A 14,947-nucleotide genomic window follows, 5' to 3' on the forward strand; every position below is an offset into this window, starting at 1 on the left:
TTAGAAAGTGGCGCTAGGTTAGATGTACTGGCTGAACTCAAGCTTAATCAGGCACTTATAAAAAACTTCGCCCCGCCATGAGTGACCATGGCGGGGCGAAGTGGTTTCACCTGAGGCCGGTTAGGCCTCGATGCGGATCACTTGAGATCGAAGCGATCCAGGTTCATCACCTTGGTCCAGGCAGCCACAAAGTCCTGCACAAACTTCGCTTGTGCATCGCTGGTGGCGTAAACCTCGGTCAGGGCGCGCAGCTGGGAGTTGGAGCCGAACACCAGGTCAGCCTGGGTGGCGGTCCACTTCAGGTCGCCGGTTTTGCGATCGCGACCTTCCAGCACACCGTCGGTGGCGGATTTCTGCCACTTGGTGCTCATGTCGAGCAGGTTGACGAAGAAGTCATTGCTGAGGATTTCCGGGCGCGTGGTGAATACGCCATGCTGGGCTTTACCAGCATTGGCATTCAGTGCACGCAGGCCACCGATCAGTACGGTCATCTCCGGCGAAGTCAGTTCCAGCAGCTGCGCCTTGTCGACCAGCAACTCGGCAGCAACGCTTTCATAACCTTGGCGGGCGTAGTTGCGGAAGCCATCAGCCTTGGGTTCCAGCGCCGCGAAGGACTCGACGTCGGTCTGATCCTGCGAAGCGTCTGTACGACCCGGCGCGAACGCTACAGTTACATCCACACCGCCCTTCTTCGCAGCAGCTTCTACCGCTGCGCTACCGGCGAGGACAATCAGGTCAGCCAGGGAGACTTTCTTGCCGCCGGCGGCCGAAGCGTTGAAGTCCTTCTGGATGGCTTCCAGCGCTGCCAGCACCTTGGTCAGTTCGGCCGGCTGGTTGACCTCCCAATCCTTCTGCGGCGCCAGGCGAATGCGTGCGCCGTTGGCACCGCCACGCTTGTCGCTGCCACGGTAGGTGGATGCCGAAGCCCAGGCGGTATTGACCAATTGCGCAATCGACAGACCGGACGCCAGCACTTTGGCTTTGAGGCCGGCGATATCCGGGGCATCCACCAGGGCATGGTCGACGGCCGGAACCGGGTCTTGCCAGATCAGCACCTCCGATGGCACCAGTGGACCGAGGTAACGGGCGCGCGGCCCCATATCACGGTGAGTCAGCTTGAACCAGGCGCGGGCGAAGGCATCGGCGAATGCCTGCGGATTTTGGTGGAAGTGACGGGAGATCTTCTCGTAGGCCGGGTCCATGCGCAGCGACATATCGGCGGTGGTCATCATCGGCGGGTGTTTCTTCACCGGATCATGGGCATCGGGGATCAGGTGCTCAGGTTTGATGTTTTTTGGCGTCCACTGGTGGGCACCAGCTGGGCTTTTGGTCAATTCCCACTCGTAGCCGAACAGCATGTCGAAATAGCCGTTATCCCAGGTGGTCGGGTTGGGCTTCCAGGCACCTTCAATACCGCTGGTGGTGGTATGTACGCCCTTGCCGCTGCCGAATTTGTTGATCCAGCCAAAACCTTGCTCTTCGATACCCGCTGCTTCCGGCTCAGGCCCGACCAGGGTTGGATCACCCGCGCCGTGGGCTTTACCGAAGGTGTGACCGCCGGCTACCAGCGCTACGGTTTCTTCATCGTTCATCGCCATGCGGGCGAAGGTTTCGCGCACATCTCGGCCCGAGGCGAGCGGGTCCGGGTTGCCGTCCGGGCCTTCCGGGTTGACGTAGATCAGGCCCATCTGCACAGCGGCTAAGGGGTTTTCCAGCTCGCGATTGCCGGTGTAGCGGCTGTGGGGTTTGTCGCTGCTGGCCAGCCACTCGGTTTCCGAGCCCCAATAGGTGTCCTCCTCCGGTTCCCAGATATCCGGGCGGCCGCCGGCAAAGCCGAAGGTCTTGAAGCCCATGGACTCCAGGGCGACATTACCAGCCAGGACGAACAGATCAGCCCAGGACAGCTTGCGCCCGTACTTCTGCTTGATCGGCCAGAGCAAGCGGCGCGCCTTGTCCAAGTTGCCGTTATCCGGCCAGCTGTTGAGTGGCGCAAAACGCTGGTTGCCGGTGCTTGCACCGCCACGACCGTCATAAATACGATAGGTCCCGGCGGCATGCCAGGCCATACGAATCATCAGGCCGCCGTAGTGCCCCCAGTCAGCGGGCCACCAATCTTGCGAATCGGTCATAAGCGCAGTGAGATCTTTGATCACGGCATGCAGATCAAGCGTTTTGAATTCGTCAGCATAATTAAAGCCTGCACCCATGGGGTCAGACTTGGAGGAATGTTGCTGAAGGATTTTCAGGTTGAGCTGGTTAGGCCACCAATCGGAATTCTTCGGTGCGCCGCCAGTCACGGTATTCTTACCAGCGCCGCCCGAGAATGGGCATTTCGCGTCGTTTGACATCTCTCTCTCCTATTGTTTTCACCTAACGGGGTGAGCACAGCTTGGTAGCTGGGCGGCGAACGAGCCAATAGGATTTGGGTATGACCTTTATAGTGGTCAGGGTATATGACTCAGTGCCTATAAAAGCGTCACTGAAAAACAGCTGATAGAGTCGCGGATATCGGCACTCTCTTCGGCCAAAAACTCACTGCCTCTATCCACCGACAATGAGCGCTAACAGAGCTGAGAACGTTACGGCAGTGCCCGACGGTTCGTAAAAATGATCCTGAATATTAATCTGGGCTTGTTTGCCTATTCGCTGGCGATCATCCTTGCGCTGCTGGCCTTGTATCTGGGTTGCTCAAACAGGTCCGGCACTTAAATCTGCCTTAGCCAACGCGCGCTGCCCCTTTCGGAGATTCAGATGTCCCGCCCCACTTCGCTCAAGCCTCTGCTCGCCCTGATTGCCCTCGCCTGCTTTGCCATGCTCGGCGCTGCCTTGCTGCTGCAGCACCTGGCCGGTTGGGAGCCTTGCACTCTGTGCATTCAGATTCGCCTGTGGCTGCTCTGTGGTGGTGTTGTCAGCCTGCTGATCCTGGCGATGGAAGCCCTCGGCCTGCGCTGGCTGACCCTGCCGCTTTGGCCGTTATTACTGGCCGCTGCAGGTATGGCGGTGTATGACAATACGCACCTGGTGCTGATTGAAACCGGCGTGCTGGAAAGCTCCAGTTGCTCGCCCTTCCCCTTCTATGCCTTTTATCTGCCGCTGCATGATTGGCTGCCCAGCGTGTTTATGAGCGCAGGCGTATGCGGGCAGAACGACTACAGCATTCTCGGGCTGTCGTTTACCCACTGGACCCTGCTCAGCGTCGCCCTGCTCTTGGCTCTGTGCCTGTTTACTGCCTGGCGCGCCGTGAGGCGCTGATCGCTCAGCAGAAAGCACCCTGCGAGGTGGCGGTAAAACGCCAGCCACGCCTCCAGCAGGCGGTTTCTTGCCGATTTACCTACGAAAATGGCGATTGCTCGCCACCCTCTGTGCGCTCTATCACACCCGTTTCGTGGCCGCTCATGCTCTGCAGCCGTGTTGCTACTCTGGCATAGGCATTGCGATGTAGGCGGTGCACTGTGTACGGCACCTATCGTGCCGCTGCGCTAACCTGACGCCTGCACCAGCCTGCTGAACTGCCCCTGGCACGCCGTCAACACAACAACATAAGAAGAATAGGAACACCGCTATGTTCAAGTCGATCTGCGCTATTGCCGTTGGCAGCCTGCTGCTGGCGTCTACCACGCTTCACGCGGCAACCGACAAGGGGCCAATTGTGATCAAGTTTGCCCACGTGGTTGCAGACAACACCCCCAAAGGCCAAGGCGCATTGCTGTTCAAGAAGCTTGCCGAGGAGCGCCTGGGCGACAAGATAAAAGTCGAGGTGTACCCCAACTCCACGCTTTACGGCGACGCCAACGAACTCGACGCTCTGGCTAAAAACGAGGTGCAACTGCTGGCGCCGTCGTTGGCCAAGTTCGAGAAATACACCAAGCAATTGCAGGTGTTCGATCTGCCCTTTCTGTTCGATGACCTGGAAGCGGTCAATCGCTTTCAGAAACGCGCTAAAGGTCGCCAACTGCTGCGCTCCATGGAAGATCACAACATCGTCGGTCTGGCGTATTGGCACAACGGCATGAAGCAGCTATCGGCAACCAAGGCGCTGCTGGTACCGAGCGATGCGGCGGGTTTGAAGTTCCGTATCCAGCCATCCAGCGTGCTCGAAGCGCAATTTAACCAGCTTGGCGCCACCCCACTGGTGCTGCCGTTTGCCGAAGTCTTCGACGCGCTGAAAAGCGGCAAAGTACAGGGCGCAGAAAACCCCTGGTCGAACATCTACAGCAAGCAACTGCACAGCGTTCAACCGTTTATCACCGAGACCAACCACGGCGTGCTCGACTATATGTTGGTGAGCAACCCACGCTTCTGGTACGCCATCCCGCACCAGACCCGTATGGAGCTGGAAGGCATCATTGATGAGGTGACCTATGAGGTGAATCGCCAGGCCGAAGCCGCCAACCAGGCCGACCGCGAGCACATCGCCGCAGCCGCCGGCACCCAGGTGATCGCCCTTAGCGACGAACAACGCGATGCTTGGCGCAAAGCCATGCAACCGGTATGGCAACAGTTCGAAGGTGTGATCGGTGCCGACGTGATGAAAGCCGCGCAAACGGTTAACCGCAACAAGCGTTAAGACGTGCGCCATCGCACTCCATGCTCCCGCCAAGTACAGTAATCTGCGCGCCCCTCTGCCCATCCCTGGTTGATCATCAGGGATGACGGCAAAAAGCCGCTACGCTCTAACGTGCGCATAGCGCCTGCTACTCCTGATTATTAAAGACTGCTCGCCTGCCTCAACTAAGGACACTCCTATGTTCAAGTCGATTGCTGTTATAGCCGTTGGCACCCTGCTGTTCAGTGCATTCAACCTTTGCAACGCTCAAGAACAGGAACCCATCCTGATCAAGTTTGCCCATGTCGCCGATGAGCATACGCCCAAGGGCCAAGGCGCCTTGCTGTTCAAGCAGTTGGTCGATCAGCGCCTGGCAGGCAAGGTCAAGGTTGAGGTTTATCCGACCTCCAGCTTGTTTGGCGACGACAATGAATTGCAGGCCTTGACCAACAATGAGGTGCAACTGCTGGCACCGTCGCTGGCCAAATTCGAGAAGTACACCAAGCAGCTGCAAGTATTCGACCTGCCCTTCCTGTTCGATGACCTGGAAGCTATCACGCGCTTCCAGAAGCGCGCTAAAGGTCGCCAACTGCTGCGTTCTATGGAAGATCACAACATCGTCGGCCTGGCCTATTGGCACAACGGTATGAAACAGCTATCGGCAACCAAAGCGCTGCAGGTGCCCAGTGATGCAGCGGGTTTGAAGTTCCGTATCCAGCCCTCCAGCGTGCTCGAAGCGCAGTTCTATCAGATCGGTGCGGTGCCCTTGGCCATGCCCTTTGCCGAGGTCTTCGACGCGCTGCAGAGCGGCAAGGTGCAAGGCACCGAGAACGCCTGGTCGAACTTCTACACCAAGCAGCTGCACACCCTGCAGCCGTTTATCACCGAGACCAACCACGGTGTCCTCGACTACATGCTGGTCAGCAATCAACGCTTCTGGTTTTCCATTCCTCACCATATTCGCAGTGAGCTGGAGGCCATCATCGATGAGGTGAGCTTCGAGGTGAACCGCCAATCTCAGGAAGCCAACCGCGCGGATCGTCAGCGGATCGAGGCGTCCGGCAGCAGCCAGATCATCACCCTCAGCGACGAACAACGCGCAGCCTGGCGCGCCGCCATGCAACCGGTGTGGCAGCAGTTTGAAGCCGAGATTGGTGCAGACATCCTAAAAGCCGCGCAAACGGTTAACCGTAAATCCCGCGAATAACACGCTCTCAGCCTTGAGCGTCAATACGGCGGCCTTCCGTACTGACGCTTGGCTTGTTTAGCGGTCTTCCTGCTTTTGCTTTTGCTCTTGCACCTCTAAATCCCCCTGCCAACCTCCACCGAGGGCGGCGATCAGCTGCACGCTGGCGGTCAGACGACTGCCCAGTAGGCTGAGGTTGGTGCGCTCGTTGCTCAGCGCCGTGGCCTGCACGCTGACCACGCTGTTGAAGTCTACGGTGCCGGCGCGATACTGGTTTTCGATCAGGCGTAGGGATTCGCGGGCGGCGTCCAACGCTTCCTGCTGAATCAGCGCTTCCTGCTGCAGTACGCGCAACTGCACCAGGTAGTCCTCCACCTCGCGGAAGCTGTCGAGCACCGACTGGCGGTATTGCGCCACGGTCTGGTCATAAGCAGCTTCACTGCGTTCCAGCTCGGCGCTGCGCGCGCCGCCATCAAATAACGTCAGCGCCAGCTGCGGACCGAGGGACCAGAAGCGGTTGGGCAGATCAATCCAATCAGCAAAGCTGCTGCCACGGTAGCCACCGCTGGCGGAAATAGTCAGGTCTGGATACCAGGCGGCTTCGGCGACGCCGATCTGGGCGTTGGCGGCCATCACCCGACGTTCGGCAGCGGCGACATCCGGGCGGCGCTCCAGCAGTTGCGACGGCAGCGCCACGGGGATTTCTGGCAGTGCCGGCAATTGCTCACGCACGGCGATGCTTAGCTCGCTGGGCGGCACGCCGACCAGCACGGCAATCGCATGCTCCAGCTGGGCGCGCTGCCACTGCAGATCGAAGGCCTGGGCCTGGGTGCTTTTCAACTGGGTCAGCGCCTGGCTGACATCGGATTTCGGCACGATGCCGGCGTTGTACTGGTTTTCCGTGAGTTTCAGCGAGCGGGCATAAGCGGCGACGGTGGCATCCAGCAGACGCTGCTGATCATCCAGCACACGCAGTTGCAGGTAGTTCTGCACCAGCTCGGCCTGCAGACTGAGTTTTAGCGCGGCCAGGTCGGCGGCGCTGGCCTCAAAACTGGCGCGGCTGGATTCCAGCGAGCGGCGCAGCTTGCCCCAGATATCCAGCTCCCAGGCGGCATTCAGGCTCAGGTCGTAGCGGGTGGATACACCGCTGTTGTTTGAGCCGGTGCCGCTGGACGTGTTCTGACTCCCGGTGCCCTGGCCGCTGCGGGTGGCCCCGGCGCTGCTCGACAGGCTCGGATAGAACGCTGCGCGTGTGCCGCGCACCAGGGCGCGGGCCTGGCGGTACTGCGCCTCGCTGGCGGCCAGATTCTGGTTAGAGATATTCAGTCGTTCGACCAGGGCACTCAGCTCAGCATCGCCATACAACTGCCACCAGTTGCCGCGCTCCAGCACATCGCCGGGTTTGGCCTGGGTCCAGCCTTCGATCTGTTTGAACTGTGCCGGGGTTTGCAGTTGCGGACGCTGATAATCCGGGCCGATGGCGCAGCCGCCTAACAATACGCTGAGCGTAAGCAGCCCCATGTAGGAGCGGGCCATGCCCGCGAATGGCTTCGCAACAGAAAAGGTTTCGCGAGCACGGCTCGCGCCTACGGGTATTGGCAGCAGAGTCATAACGGGGTTTCCAGAGCAGCGTCGGTGCGCACTCCGCGCCAGCGGTTGACTCGGTGGCGCAGGCGATCGAAATACAGGTAGATCACCGGTGTGGTGTAGAGGGTCAGCAACTGGCTCAGCACCAGCCCGCCGACGATGGTGATGCCCAGCGGCTGGCGCATTTCCGAGCCTTCGGCGCTGCTCAGCATCAGCGGCAGCGCGCCAAGAATCGCCGCTAGGGTGGTCATCATGATCGGCCTGAAGCGCAGCAGGCAGGCCTGGCGGATCGACTCCTCCGGGCTCAGGTGCTGCTGGCGCTCCAACTGCAGGGCCAGGTCGATCATCAGAATGGCGTTCTTCTTGACGATGCCGATCAGCAAAAACAGCCCGAGCAGCGAGATCAGGCTGAACTCGATGCTCATCAGCTGCAATGCCAGCAACGCGCCGACGCCCGCCGAAGGCAAGGTGGAAAGAATGGTCAGCGGGTGAATATAGCTCTCGTAGAGCACGCCGAGGACGACATACACCACCACCAGGGCCAGCAAAATCATCCACGGCTGGTTCTGCTGGGTTTGCTGGAAGGCGCCACCGGTGCCGCCCATCATGCCTTGCACCTCGGTCGGCAAACCGACCCGGGCGATCGCGTTGTCGATAGCCCGGCTGGCCTGATCCAGGCTGACGCCTTCGGCCAGGGAAAAGCCGATGTTTTCCGCCGCAAACTGGCCCTGGTGATGCACGCGATCCTCTTCCAGGCTGCGCTCCCAGCGGGCGAAGCTGGACAACGGCACCCGCGCGCCCTCGGCGGTAATCAGCTGAATCTGGTTGAGAGTTTCTGGGTACTGGGCGAACTGCGGGTTGATCTCCATGACCACGCTGTATTGATTCAGGCTGTCGTAAATGGTCGACACCTGGCGCTGACTAAAGGCGTTGTTGAGCACGGCGGTGATCATGTTCATGTCCACGCCCAGTCGCTTGGCCATATCACGGTCAACCACCAGACGAATCTGCTGGGTACCTTCGTCTTCCTTGGCGTCGATATCGGTCAGCTCCGGCAAGGCTCGCAGCGCTTCGCGCACGGGCGGCAACCACGTGCGCAACTCGTCCAGGTCGCCAGACAACAGCATGTATTCGGTTTCCGAGCTGCGCCCTTGCCGCCCGCCGACCTGCAAGTCCTGATCGGGCATCAGAAACATCCGCCCACCGGGGACTTTCGGCACCGACTGGCGCAGGCGGTTGATCACCTCCTGAGAGCTGACTTTGCGTTCGGCGACCGGCTTGAGGCGCACGATCATAAAGGCGTTGTTGATCCCGCCATTGCCGCCGATAAACCCGGCCACGCTCTCCACCGATGGGTCTGCCAACACCGCGCGGCGGAAGACTTCCATCTTCGGCTGCATGACCTGAAACGACAGGCCGTTATCGCCACGGATCATGCCCATCAGCTGGCCGGTGTCCTGCTGCGGCATAAAGGTCTTCGGCACGCTGACAAACAGAAAGATATTCAGCGCAATGGTTGCCAGCAGGCTAAACAGCATCAGCAACGAGTGCTTGAGCGCCCAGTCCAAACCGCGCGCGTAAAACGCCAGCACGCGCGCCTGCACGGCCCCGCCCCAACGCTGCATGGCGCTGGGCTGGTGCTCGGTTTCGGCCTTGAGCCAACGCGCACAGAGCATCGGCGTCAGGGTCAGCGACACCAGCAGGGAAATCACCATGGCCACGGCCAGGGTGATGGAGAACTCGCGGAACAGCCGTTCGACGATACCGCCCATAAACAGGATCGAGATAAACACCGCGACCAGCGACAGGTTCATCGCTAGCAAGGTGAAACCCACCTCGCGCGCGCCCTTGAAGGCTGCCGCCATCGGTGTTTCACCGGCCTCGATATGCCGCGAGATGTTTTCCAGCACCACGATGGCATCGTCCACCACCAGGCCGGTGGCGATAATCAGCGCCATCAGCGACAGGTTATTCAGAGAGAAATCCAGCAGGTACATCACGGCAAAGGTGCCGACCAGCGACACCGGCACGGCCAGCGCCGGAATAAGCGCCGCGCGCCAACGGCCGAGGAAGGCGAATACCACCAGAATCACCAGCACCACGGCGATCAGCAGCGTTTGCTGGGCCTCGTGCAGGGTGGCGCGAATCACTGGCGAGCGGTCCATCGCCACTTCCAACTCAATACTGGCGGGGATCACCGCACGCAACGCCGGCAGCTGCTCGCGAATGCCGGCGATGGTTTCGATGATATTGGCCCCGGTCTGCCGGTTGATTACCAGCAGCACCGCCTGCTTATCATTAAAGAAGCCGCTGTTGTAGCGGTCTTCCACGCCATCGGTAACGCTGGCCACATCGCTCAGGCGCACCGCTGCGCCGTCCTGATAACGAATGATCAGCGGCAGGTAATCGGCGGCTTTCTCCAGCTGGTCACTGGCCTGCACCTGCCAGTGCCGCTCAGCATCTTCCACTGCGCCTTTCGGCCGTTTGGCGTTGGCCGCACTGATGCTCTGGCGCACCTCATCCAGGGCAATGCCGTAATGGTCGAGCAGACGCGGCTCCAGCGCCACGCGCACAGCAGGCAGCGAGCTGCCGCCGATTTGCACCTCGCCAACGCCGGTTACCTGAGCGAGCTTCTGCGCCAGAATGGTCGAGGCCACGTCGTACAGCTGGCCCTTGTCGAGTACCTCACTGGTCAGCGACAGCACCATGATCGGTGCCTGCGACGGGTTGACCTTGCGGTAAGTTGGCATGCTGCGCATACCGCTGGGCAACAACTCGCGCGAGGCATTGATCGCCGCTTGCACCTCGCGGGCGGCGGCGTTGATATCGCGGTCCAGGTCGAACTGCAGCATGATCCGCGTGCTGCCCTGGCTGCTGCGGCTGTTCATCTGGCTGATGCCGGCGATGGTGCCGAGCGAGCGCTCCAACGGCGTGGCCACGCTCGACGCCATGATCTGTGGACTGGCACCCGGCAAGCTGGCCTGCACGGTGATGGTGGGGAAATCCATCTGCGGCAGCGGCGCTACCGGCAACAGGCCGAAGCTGACCCCGCCAAGCAGCAGAATCGCCAGGCTCAGCAGCAGGGTTGCCACCGGCCGGCGGATAAAGGGGGCGGAGAGGTTCATGCCGCAGCCCCTGTAGGAGCGAGCTTGCTCGCGATGCTTTTGCATTGGCCATGATCGCCAGCAAGCTGGCTCCTACACAAAACCCTCACACCGCCACCCCGGCGGCGCTGCGGCCACTGATGCGCCGCGACAGGCGATCGAAGTACAGGTAAATCACCGGCGTGGTAAACAGCGTCAGCACCTGGCTCAGCAGCAAGCCGCCAACCATCACCAACCCCAGCGGCTGACGCAGCTCGGCGCCAGAGCCGGTGGCCAGCATCAGCGGAATCGCGCCAAACAGCGCAGCCAGGGTGGTCATCAGAATCGGGCGGAAACGTAGCAGCGCCGCTTGATAGATCGCCGCCTCGGGCTGCATGCCCTGGTTGCGTTCGGCGTCGAGAGCGAAGTCGATCATCATGATCGCGTTCTTCTTGACGATGCCGATCAGCAAGATGATGCCGATGATCGCAATCAGCCCCAGCTCGTTGCCGCTGATCAGCAACGCCAGCAGCGCGCCAACCCCCGCCGAGGGCAAGGTAGAGAGGATGGTGATCGGGTGGATATAGCTCTCGTAGAGCACGCCGAGCACGATGTACATGGTGACGATGGCCGCCAGAATCAGCAGCAAGGTGCTCGACAAGGACGCACGGAAGGCCTCGGCTGCGCCCTGGAAGCGCGTCTGCACCGCTGGCGGAATACCGATCTCCTGCTCGACCCTCTCGATCACCGCCACCGCCTCGCCCAGCGACACGCCGCTGGCCAGGTTGAATGACAAGGTGGCTGCCGGAAATTGGCCAATATGGTTGATCAGCAGGCTGGCGGCGCGCTCCTCGACCTGGGCCAAGGTCGACAGCGCGACCTGCTGGCCATCGGCGGCCCTGACGTGAATCTGCCGCAGCGCCGCCGGGCCGATACTGCCGGCGTTCTCGCTTTCCAACACCACGCGGTACTGGCTGGCCTGGGTGTAGATGGTGGAAATCTGCCGCTGACCGAAGGCGTCGTACAGTGCGTTGTCGATATCGGCAATGCTCACGCCCAGGCGCCCGGCCATATCGCGGTCGATCTGCAGAAACACCTGCAGGCCACGGTTCTGCAGGTCACTGGCCACATCGGTCAGCTCCGGCTGCTCGCGCAGCGCGCTGACCAGCTTGGGCACCCACTCCTCCAGCAGGCTGATATCCGGCGACTCCATGCTGAACTGGAACTGCGTGCGGCTGACCCGATCCTCAATGGACAGGTCCTGTACCGGCTGCAGGTACAGCTCGATCCCGGGAATCCGCGCCAACTCCGGGCGCAGCCGTTCGATAATCTGGCTGGCGCTGACCTCGCGCTCGGCCCGTGGCGTCAGGTTGATCAGCAGGCGGCCGCTATTGAGCGTCGGGTTGTCGCCATCCACGCCGATATAGGACGACAGGCTGGCCACGGCCGGGTCCTGCAGAATCACCTCGGCCAGGCGCTGTTGGCGTTCGCTCATGGCCTTGAAGGAAATCGACTGCGGCGCTTCGGAAATACCCTGGATCACCCCGGTGTCCTGCACCGGGAAGAAGCCCTTGGGCACGGCCAGATATAGCACGACGGTCAGCGCCAGGGTGCCGATGGCCACCAGCAGGGTCAGCGGCTGATGCTTGAGCACCCAGGTCAGCCAAACACCGTAACGGGCGATCATGCCGTCGATCACCGCCCCGGCGGCGCGGTAGAAGTGCCCTTCTTCTTCGGGCTTTTCCGCTTTGAGCAGGCGCGCGCACATCATCGGCGTCAGGGTCAGCGACACCACCAGGGAAATCAGGATGGCCACCGCCAGGGTGATGGCGAATTCGCGGAACAGCCGCCCCACTACGTCGGCCATAAACAGCAGCGGAATCAGCACGGCGATCAGCGAGATGGTCAGCGAAACCAGGGTAAATCCGATCTGCTTGGCGCCTTTTAGCGCGGCATTTAGCGGGGTTTCACCCTCTTCCAGATGGCGGGCGATGTTCTCCAGCATAACGATGGCATCGTCCACCACAAAACCAGTGGCAACGGTCAGGGCCATCAGGGTCAGGTTATTGATGGTGAAGCCGGCCAGGTACATCACGCCGAAGGTGCCAACCAAGGACAGCGGCACGACGATGGAGGGGATGATGGTGGCCGAGACTTTGCGCAGAAACAGAAAGGTCACCAGCACCACCAGGGCGATGGCCAGCAGCAGCTCATGCTGCACGCCCTTGACCGCCGCGCGGATGGTTTCGGTGCGGTCGGTCAGCACGCTGACCTCGACGCTGGCCGGCAGGCCCTGGGTCAGATTGGGTAACAGCATCTGGATACGGTCGACCACATCAATCACGTTGGCACCGGGCTGGCGCTGCACATTGACCAACACCGCTTCGTTGCGGTTGGCCCAGGCGGCCAGGCGCTGGTTCTCCGCGCCGTCGATGATGGTGGCGACATCTTTAAGACGTAGGGTGGCGCCGTCCTTGTAGCCGAGGATCAGCTCGCGGTATTCGTCGACGGACTTCAACTGATCGTTGGCATCCAGTTGCGAGACCCGGGTCGGGCCATCGAAGTTGCCCTTGGGCTGGTTGACGTTGCTGGCGGTAATCAGCGTGCGCACATCGCTAAGGTTCAAACCGTATGACGCCAGCGCTTCAGGATTGACCCGCAGGCGCACAGCCGGGCGTTGCCCGCCCGCCAGGCTGACCAAACCAACGCCGCTGGTTTGCGCGAGTTTTTGTGCCAGGCGGGTATCAACCAGATCGAACACTTGCGGCAGTGGCAGGTTTTTCGAGCTGATGGCCAGAGTCAGTACGGGGGTGTCAGCCGGGTTGACCTTGTTGTACACCGGCGGCGCCGGCAGGTCGCTGGGCAGCAGGTTGTTTGCACCATTGATCGCCGCCTGTACTTCCTGCTCGGCAACATCCAGCTGTACGTCCAGGTTAAAGCGCAGGGTAATCACCGACGCGCCGCCGGAGCTGGTCGAAGACATCTGTTTCAGCCCGGCCATCTGGCCGAACTGGCGCTCCAGCGGCGCGGTGACCGCACTGGTCATTACGTCCGGGCTGGCGCCAGGGTAGAGGGTCATCACCCGGATGGTCGGGTAATCCACTTCTGGCAGCGCCGAAACAGGCAGCAGGCGGTAGGCGATCAGGCCACTGAAGAAGATCGCCAGCATGATCAGCGTGGTGGCGACCGGGCGCAGGATAAACAGGCGGGAGGCATTCATTGGGCGCGCGGCGCTCGTTCGTCTTCAGGCGCGGTCGGCTCAACCTGGGCAGCGACAGGCTTGTCGTCGATTACTTCGACCTGACTGCCCGAGCGCAGCTTGTCGGTGCCTTCCAGCACCAGGCGTTCACCTGGTTTGAGGCCCTGTTCGACTACGCTGAGTTGGCCGTCGCTGACGCCGACGCTGATTGGCGTCAGCTGTACCTTGTCTTCAGCGTCCACCACATAAGCGAAGGTACCGCTGGCGCCGTACTGCAGCGCAGCTGCCGGCATCAAGGTGACATCTTGCAGGGTTCTCACCCGCAGACGCACGTTGACGAACTGGTTGGGAAACAGCATTTCTTCGGCGTTGGCGAAGCGCGCCTTGAGCTTGACCGTGCCGGTGGCGGTGTCGATCAGGTTGTCGACGCTCTCCAGCTCGCCGTCGGCCAGCTTGATTTTTTCACTGCGATCCCAGGCCTCAACGGCCAGGGTTTCGCCTGCGCGCAGTTGCTGCACCACAGCCGGCAGTTCGGCTTCTGGCAGGGTAAACATCACCGCAATCGGCAGGGTCTGGGTAATCACCACCAGCGGCAACGCATCGCCGGAGCTGACCAGATTGCCGACATCGGCCTGACGGATGCCCAGGCGGCCGGTAATAGGCGCGCGAATCTGGGTGAAGTCCAGGTTCAGCCGCGCGGTGGCGACATTCGCCTGCAGGCTCTTGATCCCGCCACGGTACTGGTTAACCAGGGCTTGCTGGGTGTCGAGGGTCTGTTTGGCAATCGAGTCCTCGGCATACAGGCCGCGATAACGCGCCAAGTCCAGCTCGGCATTGCGCAGCTGCGCCTGGCTTTCCTGCAGCGCGCCTTGGGCCTGCTGCAGGGCAATCTCGTAGGAGCGCGGGTCGATCACTGCGAGCAGATCGCCGGCCTTGATCTGTTGGCCATCTTTGAACAGCACCTTGACCAGTTCACCCGCCACCCGGCCACGCACGTTAACCGTGTTATAGGCGGTGACGGTACCCAGGGCCTTGAGCTCAACCGGGAAATTGCCCTGAGTGACATTAGCCACGCGCACCGGCACCGGCCCGCCATCACGCCAAGGACCGCCACGCTTGGGCGCTTCCGGCGGGCTGGGCCAGAACCACCACAGCAGTAAGGCGAGAACAGCCAGCGCAAGCGAGCCGACCAGCCATTGGCGGGACAGGTTGCGAGGACGGGGGGGAGCTGTGTATCAGGCATGGCGACGATCACTTCCTTGGGGAGCGTGAACGATAAGTAGTATCAGCCGCCCTGCAAAGCCTCTTTACCGCCTATTTACCTTTTCCTTACGTAACTAAATGTC

General features: G+C 61.1%; 8 protein-coding genes. 3 read left to right on the plus strand and 5 right to left on the minus strand.

All coding sequences use genetic code 11. The annotated features are described in order from the left end of the window. Positions 1 to 137 precede the first annotated feature (137 nt). Positions 138 to 2,348, minus strand: coding sequence for a catalase/peroxidase HPI (katG, locus tag AC0T4W_RS10620; RefSeq protein ID WP_476318944.1), 2,211 nt, complete (start codon positions 2,346 to 2,348; stop codon positions 138 to 140). Positions 2,349 to 2,751: 403 nt separating this feature from the next. Here katG and AC0T4W_RS10625 point away from each other — a divergent pair, with 403 nt between their 5' ends. The 3 genes from AC0T4W_RS10625 (at position 2,752) to AC0T4W_RS10635 (ending at position 5,753) form a co-directional block, all read left to right on the plus strand. After that, a complete protein-coding gene (locus AC0T4W_RS10625) occupies positions 2,752 to 3,252 on the plus strand; it encodes a disulfide bond formation protein B (RefSeq protein WP_476318945.1) in 501 nt (166 codons plus the stop codon). A gap of 310 nt (positions 3,253 to 3,562) precedes the next feature. Then, positions 3,563 to 4,567: a TRAP transporter substrate-binding protein gene (locus tag AC0T4W_RS10630; RefSeq protein WP_476318947.1), complete on the plus strand. Its 1,005-nt coding sequence runs from the start codon at positions 3,563 to 3,565 to the stop codon at positions 4,565 to 4,567. Between the two features lie 178 nt (positions 4,568 to 4,745). After that, positions 4,746 to 5,753, plus strand: a complete 1,008-nt coding sequence (locus tag AC0T4W_RS10635; protein WP_476318948.1) for a DctP family TRAP transporter solute-binding subunit — start codon at positions 4,746 to 4,748, stop codon at positions 5,751 to 5,753. A gap of 57 nt (positions 5,754 to 5,810) precedes the next feature. Here the strand turns inward: AC0T4W_RS10635 and AC0T4W_RS10640 are convergent, their stop codons facing one another. The 4 genes from AC0T4W_RS10640 to AC0T4W_RS10655 form a co-directional block, all read right to left on the minus strand. Continuing rightward, on the minus strand, positions 5,811 to 7,268 hold the full coding sequence (locus AC0T4W_RS10640; protein ID WP_476318950.1) for an efflux transporter outer membrane subunit: 1,458 nt from the start codon (positions 7,266 to 7,268) through the stop codon (positions 5,811 to 5,813). A 71-nt stretch (positions 7,269 to 7,339) separates the two neighbouring features. Continuing rightward, on the minus strand, positions 7,340 to 10,444 hold the full coding sequence (locus AC0T4W_RS10645; RefSeq protein ID WP_476318951.1) for a multidrug efflux RND transporter permease subunit: 3,105 nt from the start codon (positions 10,442 to 10,444) through the stop codon (positions 7,340 to 7,342). A gap of 85 nt (positions 10,445 to 10,529) precedes the next feature. Next, a complete protein-coding gene (locus tag AC0T4W_RS10650) occupies positions 10,530 to 13,622 on the minus strand; it encodes an MdtB/MuxB family multidrug efflux RND transporter permease subunit (protein WP_476318953.1) in 3,093 nt (1,030 codons plus the stop codon). Then, positions 13,619 to 14,809, minus strand: a complete 1,191-nt coding sequence (locus AC0T4W_RS10655; protein ID WP_476323572.1) for an MdtA/MuxA family multidrug efflux RND transporter periplasmic adaptor subunit — start codon at positions 14,807 to 14,809, stop codon at positions 13,619 to 13,621. The genes AC0T4W_RS10650 and AC0T4W_RS10655 overlap by 4 nt, the downstream gene beginning before the upstream one ends. Positions 14,810 to 14,947 lie beyond the last annotated feature (138 nt).

It is taken from the genome of Pseudomonas sp. C7.1 (assembly GCF_056312395.1).

Coding starts and splice junctions, on each gene's coding strand:
- katG (WP_476318944.1), bottom strand. CDS start 2,348: ATGTCAAACGACGCGAAATGCCCATTCTCGGGCGGCGCTGGTAAGAAT.
- AC0T4W_RS10625 (WP_476318945.1), top strand. CDS start 2,752: ATGTCCCGCCCCACTTCGCTCAAGCCTCTGCTCGCCCTGATTGCCCTC.
- AC0T4W_RS10630 (WP_476318947.1), top strand. CDS start 3,563: ATGTTCAAGTCGATCTGCGCTATTGCCGTTGGCAGCCTGCTGCTGGCG.
- AC0T4W_RS10635 (WP_476318948.1), top strand. CDS start 4,746: ATGTTCAAGTCGATTGCTGTTATAGCCGTTGGCACCCTGCTGTTCAGT.
- AC0T4W_RS10640 (WP_476318950.1), bottom strand. CDS start 7,268: ATGGCCCGCTCCTACATGGGGCTGCTTACGCTCAGCGTATTGTTAGGC.
- AC0T4W_RS10645 (WP_476318951.1), bottom strand. CDS start 10,444: ATGAACCTCTCCGCCCCCTTTATCCGCCGGCCGGTGGCAACCCTGCTG.
- AC0T4W_RS10650 (WP_476318953.1), bottom strand. CDS start 13,622: ATGAATGCCTCCCGCCTGTTTATCCTGCGCCCGGTCGCCACCACGCTG.